Source organism: Shewanella sp. A22, from assembly GCF_053850585.1.
Genome location: NZ_JBSQBN010000156.1, coordinates 1 through 9,407, shown reverse-complemented (window position 1 = coordinate 9,407; position 9,407 = coordinate 1). Strand labels below are relative to the sequence as shown.

Below are 9,407 nucleotides of genomic sequence, written 5' to 3'. Positions count from 1 at the left end.
TTCAATTCAAGGCACATTGATGTAGAAATGGTTGTTCCCTTTTAAATCGATGTAACACAGAAGTGGAATACCTGAGAGACTCCATTCTGGCGGGTTTCAAAGTCCTTTATGCTTCGTTAGATGCTTTAAAAATACGAATCACTATTCGCTTCAATCATCTGTCTTGCCTACAGCACTTTGAACTCCCGCTGAAAGATCACATATTTAATAGGATTGGTATAATATCTGATTGTGTTACACCTGTAAGCTAACGCTACTCAATAAATTAACTATCTCGTTTTATCACGGCATAATGCTTACCATTAAAACGCTCAATAATTTGGGTTGCCGTTAAATCATGTACCACGTTAATGATCGTTGACGCAGCATCTGTAATAGCGCCTATTACGACTAAAATTGGGATCACTTCCATCGGCAAGCCTAAAGTGGTGACAATAAAAATTTCACCTAAAAATGCCCCGCCTGGCACACCGCCAATCACAAATGCCGATAACACCGAAATCAAAATGGTCAGCATAAATACGTCTGCGGTAAAGTCGAGCCCGAGTAAAGAATATATAAACACGATTTTTAATGCCGTTATCGCAGCGGCACCACCTTTATTTAAATTAACCAGCAGCGGCAAACTTATTTCAGCAATTTGTTCGTTTAACCCCATTTTACTGGCACTGCGGATGGTCACGGGTAAGGTTGCAAGTGACGAACTAGTGCCTAGCGCGGTGACAGCAGGTTCAAGCATATGTTGCCAAAATTGCTTCACTCCTTTTACACCGCCACCAATCCAGGCATATAACGTTGAACCTAAGGTGAGGTACAAGGCCATCGCCACAAAAAATAACCCAACAGCTCTGGCAAAAGTCCCCATTAGCTCGGTGTCTTGGCTGGCCATGGTTGCGGCAAAATATGCCCCTAAACCAACTGGCGCCAGATACATTAATATTGAAATCACTTTCATAATAACGATATTTAAACTGTCTAGCATTCGACTCACTTTCTGGCCGTCTTCACCAGACTGACCAATAGCGACACCACCAATAACCGACATAATAATCAGTGCTAAAATATTAGATTTAGACAACAAACCGACAAAGTCATTGGTGGTCAATAAATTCACAAAATCCATACTGCCAGAAGCAGCTTCAACCGTATTAGCTAAATCCAATGTCACCCCTTGCGCAGGGTCATATGCCAATGCCAATAACACGATACCAACGGAAGGAACGATGGCCATCACAATAGACACCGTCATGATTGACACTAATATTGCACCTAACTTTTTTAAATCAGTCATACGAGCAATTGATGACATCACACTTACCGCTACCAAAGGCACGATGATCATAAACAATAAATTTAAGAAAATTTGCCCAATCGGTTTAAGCTTTATTGCCCATTCAGGAAATACCCCTCCGAACAATCCACCCAATAACAAGGCGCTCAATAAAATAATGGACGAACGATAAGCACGAAGGCGACTCAACATATTATTTCCTAAAGAAAATTAGACACAAAACATATCCCACCCTCTGCTAGAGGGAATGCAATACAAAGGACACTTGGCATAGCAAATAACACAGCAACGAAATATGACACATAACCAACGTGATACCAATCACAAAAAATTAACAACTCTCGAGGTGTTACTTGAAAAGAATGATGAATATTTGATTGTTCTTACAAAACCGGGATCTCTAAGCTGCCTTGCAATCATCTGATCACATAAGCTAAATTTAATTGTAGACTCTATGTAACAAGAAAATGATGATTTGCAAAAATGCATTAGATAAAAGTAACCAACGTATAAAATACCAATGCAGCATTACATTGGTATTTTATTGTGGCTAATCAAGTTTATTTTGTGCTATTTAACAAGCAATGACATTACCAAGCAAATTTTTTGAACACATCATCTACGGGTGTTTTGGCAACGTGGTTGGTGTAATTACTAATCACTTTTTGCGACAAGCCTAAAATGATTTCTAGCACTTGCTGCTGAGCATAACCTGCAGCATAAAATGCTGCTAATTCAGCTTCTGAAATATTACCGCGATTACGTACAATACTAAGTGTTGCATTATGCAGCGCTTGTAATTTAGCCGTTGGCATAGCCGTTTTGTTACGTAAAGCTTCCGTGATAGCAGGGTCTACGTTCATTGAATGTGCAATAGCGGTATGCGCTGGTACACAATAGGTACATTCGTGCTCAACGTTAATGGTTTGCCAAACAACTGTTAGCTCTTCAGGGTTAAATGATGTGTCTAAAAAAGCTTGGTGTAACTGTTGATAAGCTTTAAGCGTACTTGGAGACTCAGCTAACACAGAAAACAAATTGGGTACCATACCCATTTGCTTTTGAGCCCCCTTTAGAATTGCTTTGCTGTCTTGTGGTGCAGTGTCTGCGGTATGGAGAGTAAATGCGGTCATCGTATATTCTCACTTAAGTTAATGAATTGGGTGATGCTTGGAATTGAGTTAACTATAAGTTATTTTGATCGAACGCTCAACATTATTTTGAATGGTTATTCAAGATAATATTTCCCCACATAACAATGTCATCCCCAATCAAGATAGATTGTTAACCTTAAAGAGACCACTAGCATTGATGGCATTATCGCTAAAAGCGCTGAAATAGCTGCCTGCTTTAAATAGCAATAGAGGGTAAGTAAAAACAAGTAAAGGTGCCTTTACACTTCTTTAATTGAACAATCAATTAATATTGATTATGATGACAACGCACTTTTTTTAAAACAAAAAACACATTAAAATCAATTTTTTGCATTAATCAACCGCGTAACTTGAGTACTCAATATGAACATGGTTTCGACATTAAAATGGCTTCACAACTGGGTGGGATTTTGCATTAGCATCACCATGCTAATTGTACTATCGACAGGGGTTTATTTGGGCAGTATCGATCTACTAAAACGCGTAGATAATAAAGGCCAAACATTTGTACCGCTCACGCTTGAACAAAAAGCAGAAACGGTAACAAATTTATTTGAACGCTACCCAGATATGAGCACGATACGCTTTCCTACCGAACATACGCCATATGTTATCGCAAGCACTCGCGGTAAAACGATTTCGCTAGACAGTCAATTAAATGAACTCAGTAGTGATTCATCATTCGACATTCCTTTTTATGAAACCGCTTTTTGGCTACATCGTAACTTTCTAATCGATAATGTCGGCAAATATATTAATGCTTGGGCTTCTTTGGCTGGCGGTATTGTAACGCTAATCGGCATCTACCTATGGTGGCGAGTGCGCAAAGGGTTTCGTTTAAAGCAGACATTCCCTAAAAATACGCGTTCAAGCAGCTTGCTTAAAAGTCATATTCAATTAGGGCTGTTTATTTCAGTCCCTTTATTTATATTGTGTGTAAGTGGTTTTTTAATCACTTACAAAGGGTTGTGGACAGGTGCTTTAAAAACCGAATCCCCCCAGCAGCAAGTTGCATCTTACCCTGTCAGCCAAGCAAATAATTGGCTCAGTCAACTCACTACCGCACAACAAATTTGGCCTGACGCTCAGCTTGTGTCGGTAAGTAAGCCGCGTTCAAGACCCAATAAAGCTAAACCCATTGAAGCTGATAAACCAAAAGAAATGGTATATAGCATCCAATTTGATGAGCACCCTGATGTATGGCTCAGAGAAGCCGATCGTATTAACATAAATCACCAACAAGGTACGATTCAATCAGTGCTAAAATACCGCGACAGAACGCTTGCAGGACGAGTTGCCAGCTTTGTTCGTCCTTTGCACGATGGACTTAATATGCCAGCCAGCTATGTCACGTTTATTACATTGGTATCATTAATCGGCACGGGTATTTTATTATTTAGTGTAGTGACATTTTACCGTCGCACTTTTAACCGTACGCCTAAAAACCGCGCTTAATAATATGATTAACAAATGCAGCACGAGAGTCGTGCTGCATCATCGCTTATGCCACAAATTATACATGGTTACTTGTCATAACTCACTACACGCTATATAAAGTTACTACCACAGCACCGCCTAAGCCCACATTATGCTGCAACGCCAATTTAGCATTTTCAACTTGCCGATTACCCGCTTGACCTCGTAAATGCCATGTTAATTCTGTGCATTGTGCTAATCCAGTAGCACCAATAGGATGCCCTTTAGACATGAGCCCACCAGAAGGACCTATCACATATTGTCCTCCATAAGTGTTGTCGCCATTAGCAATAAACTCAGCAGCACCGCCTTCAGAGCACAACCCTAATGCCTCGTAAGTGATCACTTCATTAGGCGTAAAGCAATCATGTAACTCAACCACATCAATATCTTTTGGGCTCATACCTGCATCAGAGTAAACCTTATCCGCAGCCTGTTGTGTCATCCCTTTACCAACAGCATAGATAGGATCTTGCCACGATTGTTCGGTGTCTGTTGCCATCGCCTGCGCAACAATTTTCACCTGAGAAGTGATTCCTTTTTGTCTGGCAAATTGTTCGCTACAAATTATGGTTGCTGCCGCACCACACGTTGGTGGGCATGCCATTAAACGAGTTAAATAACTATCGTAAATAACTTTATCATCAAGTACTTGCTGATATGTTAATGGCGTAGAGAACATCGAGTATGGGTTTTGTAATGCATGGCGACGGGATTTTTCGGCCACCTTGGCAAAGATATCGGCACCAACATCATATTGATTCATATAATGACGCCCAGCGGCACCAAAAGTACGTAATGCAATAGGACCTTGCGGAGCATCAAATTGTTGCAATACCGGTCCAACACGCTCAAAAGGGCTTTCCCGGTCAGTCCAATGCGAACCTAAAGCTCCAGGTTGCATTTCTTCAAACCCAAATGCTAAGGCACAATCAACTTGCCCTGACAACACCGCCTGGCGCGCCAGAAATAATGCAGTCGAACCACTAGAGCAATTATTATTAACATTGATAATGGGAATACCACTTTGAATCACGTCGTAAAAAGCGTGTTGTGCACAAGTACTGTCGCCATAGATATAAGCTCCATAAGCTTGCTGTATCGATTTAGCTTCGAGTCCGGCATCGATTAAGGCCAACTTAATCGCTTTAGCTGCCATCACTCGATAAGGCTCCTGCTGACCTGGTTTACAAAATGGGGTCATTCCAACCCCTGCCACTCTTACTACTGTCATACTGCTCCCCAAATACTGTTTACTGACTTGAACAAAATTCCTCTCGCGAACACCATTAACATAATGTTAATTTCCCCATAACACAATGCACCAAAGGAATGCAGCAGCGCACCAGAATGAAACATTCATATACTTAAGACCTATCACCATTTTTATTATATGCTATGAAATCAGTCATAAATTGCACCAAAGCTGAACATTTCATAGTTCTTTTCGGCAACACTTTCAGGCATTTGCACCATTTAGAGTCAAAAAAATGCTATGAGAGTAACAATTTAGGAATGGCTTTTGCTTCATAACGGCATGAATTAAAAAAAGAATCGTTTTGTGGGAGCTAAAATGAACAATATTAGTGATGCTATTGGTGTTATTGCACAGAGTGCAGACACCCTTTTTATCTTACTTGGTGCAATCATGGTACTGGCAATGCACGCTGGCTTTGCATTTTTAGAAGTCGGTACTGTCAGACATAAAAACCAAGTGAATGCTCTAGTTAAAATTCTTACCGATTTTGCTTTTTCTGCCATTGCTTACTTTGTTATTGGTTATCAAATAGCTTATGGAAGCCATTTTTTTGTCAGTGCAGAAAGCCTAAGCGCAGGCAATGGATATCAGCTCGTTAAATTTTTCTTTTTACTCACCTTTGCCGCAGCCATTCCCGCTATTGTATCTGGCGGCATAGCTGAACGAGGTAGCTTTAGACCATTCTTATTTGCATCAGCGTTAATTGTTGCCTTTGTATACCCATTATTCGAAGGCATTATTTGGAATGGAAATTTTGGTTTTCAAACCTGGTTAGAAAGCCAATTCGGCGCACAATTTCATGACTTTGCAGGCTCAGTGGTGGTCCATGCCATGGGCGGCTGGTTAGCCTTAGTGGCTATCTATTTATTAGGTGCCCGCCGTGGTCGTAAACCCGGTATCGCATTTGCGCCATCAAACATCCCCTTTCTTGCACTGGGCTCGTGGGTGCTAATTGTCGGCTGGTTTGGTTTTAACGTTATGTCAGCACAAACCCTTGACGGTATTAGTGGTTTAGTTGCGGTAAACAGTTTAATGGCCATGGTTGGTGGCACAATTGTAGCGCTTATTGTTGGGAAAAATGATCCAGGATTCATCCATAACGGACCATTAGCAGGTTTAGTGGCTGTGTGTGCCGGTTCTGATTTGATGCACCCTGTCGGCGCATTTATTGTCGGTGGAGTTGCAGGCGGCTTGTTTGTATTTGTGTACACAAAATTACAGCGCAGCAGTAAAATTGATGATGTACTTGGTGTATGGCCTTTGCACGGCCTATGTGGTGTGTGGGGCGGAATCGCGGCAGGTATTTTTGGTCAACAAGCTTTAGGTGGTCTTGGCGGTGTTAGCTTTATATCACAACTTATTGGCAGCGTTGCCGGTGTCGCAGTGGCATTAATTGGCGGGATTATCGTTTATGGATTAGTGAATAAAGTATCCAGCTTACGCTTAAGCCAAGAGGATGAATTTATTGGAGCAGATTTAGCCATTCATAAAATTGGCTCAACTAATTCAGATAAATAGCCAAAGTTCCCATAAGGCTTAGCGAATACCCATCCGCATTAAAATTTGCTCTTTTAGCGAAAATTAACAATGAGGTATTCGAGGCAGCCTTTGAAGACCTATTCGTTCTCGGCAACTGCTCCTGCGTTGCTCTATCTCCTGCATCTATTCAGTCGTCGGCAACTGCTCCTGCGTTGCTCTATCTCCTGCATCCATTCAGTCGTCGGCAACTGCTCCTGCGTTGCTCTATCTCCTGCATCCATTCAGTCGTCGGCAACTGCTCCTGCGTTGCTCTACATGCAGTCGTACGTTAAGAAAGACTAGCAAAGAAGACCACGCTGATAAATTCGCCCTTCGGGGTTGTGACACAGCCTAAAAGAGATCATATTCTAATAAGGATTGGTATAAAGGGCAGCATTTTTATACCTGCCCTTTACATCATTAACCCGTAACACGTTATCAACGCTTAGGCTTTACACCGTCACGCACCATATCTTTGCCACTTTCAAAAACTTCAGCGGTTACTCCACGGGCTAACAATAATTTATGGTCATCACCAAATACCGCCACAAAATGTCGGCCATCGGCATTATTGGTGGCCATTCCCACTCCGGCTATTCCCTCTAAGCCTAAACCGCCCTTCTCAACAGAAAGTAAAAAATGCTCTAATTCTGCCAAATTATCTATCACATCACTTTCAATATTCATTAATGTCTCCTAAAACCTCATTGCTATGTGGGCATTATTTCAATATGGGCAGATTATATCATTGTCAATTAATAAGGTCCCACTGAGCATGGCAAGCGAGAAGTCAGTACACATCAGTTCATGGTTATAACGTCACGTTTGCACGGCAAACACTATAAATACGTGATGAAGTAATTGGCTGAACATAAAACGAATATATTACCCTGTCATTAAAAACAGCTAACTCAATCGATTGAAAATCGATATCCCCCCTCAATCTCACTTTTATTGAGTTGCTATTTTGTTCCATGTTTACTGCACAGGTTCTGCACTTTTATTCTCTAACATATTGGTAACGACTTTAAATCATTTCACTGCCCCCAATGCTAGGAGAACCTCATGTTTTCTATCAATAACAGACGCGATATCGATCGGCTGTTCAACCAGCCCATAATGCTTTTACTTGTTATATCATTCAGCAGCATATTAATGCTTGCAGGTTGTGGCGGTAGTGACGGCGATAATACAACTGAAGTAACAGAAACCGCCACAAGTACAGAGACGAATACCGACACAGATACCGAAGTAACAGACTCTGACTTTGAAGCAACAGACTGGACAGAGGCAACTCACAGCAAAAATGTTGATCCCAATTTTGATGAAGTATTTGATGATACCCAAGTAAAACGTTTCGATATTGTTGTCACCAGTGAACGCTGGCAAAGCATGCTTGATGACTTAACCGCAACCTATGGTGAATTTGGCCAGCGTTCAGCGAGTAACACCTTAGTCGACAGCGATGAAAACCCCATTTTTGTCCCTGCTGAAGTTTTTTACAATGGCACACAATGGTATCGAGTGGGAATTCGCTTCAAAGGAAACTCATCACTGCAAACAAGTTGGCAGCAAGGCATTCTTAAATTGGCTTTCAAACTCGATTTTGACGAATACGAAGATGATTACCCCCAAATTAAAAACCAACGCTTTTATGGGTTCAAAAAATTAAGTTTAAAAAATAACTTTGACGATGAATCAATGTTACGTGAAAAAGTGGCCGCCGATGTATTTAAAGATGCAGGACTCGCAGTATCACATACCGGATTTTATACTTTATATGTAGACCACGGTGACGGTCCTGAATATTTCGGACTGTATACCCTAGTTGAAGAAGTGGATGATACGTTAATTGATACTCAATTCTCTAGCGACGACGGAAACTTATATAAACCTGAAGACGACGGTGCAACCTTTATCGCGGGTTCGTTTAACCAAGACGATTTTGAGAAAAAAACCAACGAAGACGATGAGGATTGGTCAGATATTCAAGCTCTATTTACGGCATTAAATGACGACGATACAGCCAGTAACGATCCCGAAACTTGGCGAGCTAATCTTGAAGCCGTATTTGATGTTGATGTATTTTTAAAATACTTGGCCGTTAATGGCATTATTCAAAACTGGGACACCTATGGCCTAATGCCACACAATTACTACCTATACAATAACCCTGAAACCGCCAAATTAACTTGGATCCCATGGGACAATAATGAAGCACTACAAGATGGAAAAATGAGCGGAGCGTTGGCACTAGACTTTTCAAATCTAGATTCTGACAGCTGGCCACTAATCGCCAAACTTTATGCTGATGATGAATACCGCGACCGTTATAACCAGTATTTACTTGAGGTTATCGGTGATGCATTCGAAACCAATAAAATGCAAGCAAGTTATAATGCCTACTCAGCATTGATAGCGCCCTATGCCACCACAGAACTCACGGGATACAGCTTCTTAAGTAATAGCAGCGATTTTTATCGCGCGATTGATGAGTTACTCGAGCACGCAGAAGACAGAGCCACTGAAGTTGATCAGTACTTAAACGCACAGTAATGATAATAAATACAACCAACACGCTTAATACCAATCCCATTAAATATCTGGTCAGTTCAGAGTCTCTCAGGTTTTTCAATTCAAGGCACATTGATGTAGAAATGGTTGTTGCCTTTTAAATCAATGTAACACAGAAGTGGAATACCTGAGAGAC

Annotated in this window: 7 protein-coding genes; 3 read left to right on the top strand and 4 right to left on the bottom strand. The window is 41.1% G+C overall.

From position 1 onward, the window contains the following. Nucleotides 1–265 precede the first annotated feature (265 nt). Both ACWXWT_RS18755 and ACWXWT_RS18750 read right to left on the bottom strand, forming a co-directional pair. A complete protein-coding gene (locus tag ACWXWT_RS18755; protein WP_456043098.1) occupies nucleotides 266–1,483 on the bottom strand; it encodes a dicarboxylate/amino acid:cation symporter in 1,218 nt (405 codons plus the stop codon). A 398-nt stretch (nucleotides 1,484–1,881) separates the two neighbouring features. Then, nucleotides 1,882–2,424 (bottom strand): carboxymuconolactone decarboxylase family protein, encoded by a 543-nt coding sequence (locus tag ACWXWT_RS18750; RefSeq protein ID WP_456043097.1) that lies wholly within the window; start codon nucleotides 2,422–2,424, stop codon nucleotides 1,882–1,884. A 384-nt stretch (nucleotides 2,425–2,808) separates the two neighbouring features. Between ACWXWT_RS18750 and ACWXWT_RS18745 the strand changes: the two genes are divergently transcribed. Next, complete coding sequence (locus ACWXWT_RS18745) at nucleotides 2,809–3,900, top strand: PepSY-associated TM helix domain-containing protein (protein ID WP_456043096.1); 1,092 nt, start codon at nucleotides 2,809–2,811, stop codon at nucleotides 3,898–3,900. Nucleotides 3,901–3,985: 85 nt separating this feature from the next. On the opposite strand, the gene ACWXWT_RS18740 is transcribed toward ACWXWT_RS18745, so the two are convergent. Beyond that, the gene (locus ACWXWT_RS18740) at nucleotides 3,986–5,155 is read right to left on the bottom strand and encodes a lipid-transfer protein (protein WP_456043095.1); all 1,170 of its coding nucleotides are present in this window, start codon (nucleotides 5,153–5,155) and stop codon (nucleotides 3,986–3,988) included. A 339-nt stretch (nucleotides 5,156–5,494) separates the two neighbouring features. On the opposite strand from ACWXWT_RS18740, the gene ACWXWT_RS18735 reads away from it, so the two are divergent. Then, on the top strand, nucleotides 5,495–6,697 hold the full coding sequence (locus ACWXWT_RS18735) for an ammonium transporter (protein ID WP_456043094.1): 1,203 nt from the start codon (nucleotides 5,495–5,497) through the stop codon (nucleotides 6,695–6,697). Nucleotides 6,698–7,135: 438 nt separating this feature from the next. Here ACWXWT_RS18735 and ACWXWT_RS18730 read toward each other — a convergent pair whose 3' ends face one another. After that, complete coding sequence (locus ACWXWT_RS18730; RefSeq protein ID WP_456043093.1) at nucleotides 7,136–7,384, bottom strand: hypothetical protein; 249 nt, start codon at nucleotides 7,382–7,384, stop codon at nucleotides 7,136–7,138. 378 nt (nucleotides 7,385–7,762) lie between these two features. Here ACWXWT_RS18730 and ACWXWT_RS18725 point away from each other — a divergent pair, with 378 nt between their 5' ends. After that, nucleotides 7,763–9,253, top strand: a complete 1,491-nt coding sequence (locus tag ACWXWT_RS18725) for a CotH kinase family protein (RefSeq protein ID WP_456043092.1) — start codon at nucleotides 7,763–7,765, stop codon at nucleotides 9,251–9,253. The last annotated feature ends 154 nt before the right edge of the window (nucleotides 9,254–9,407 follow it).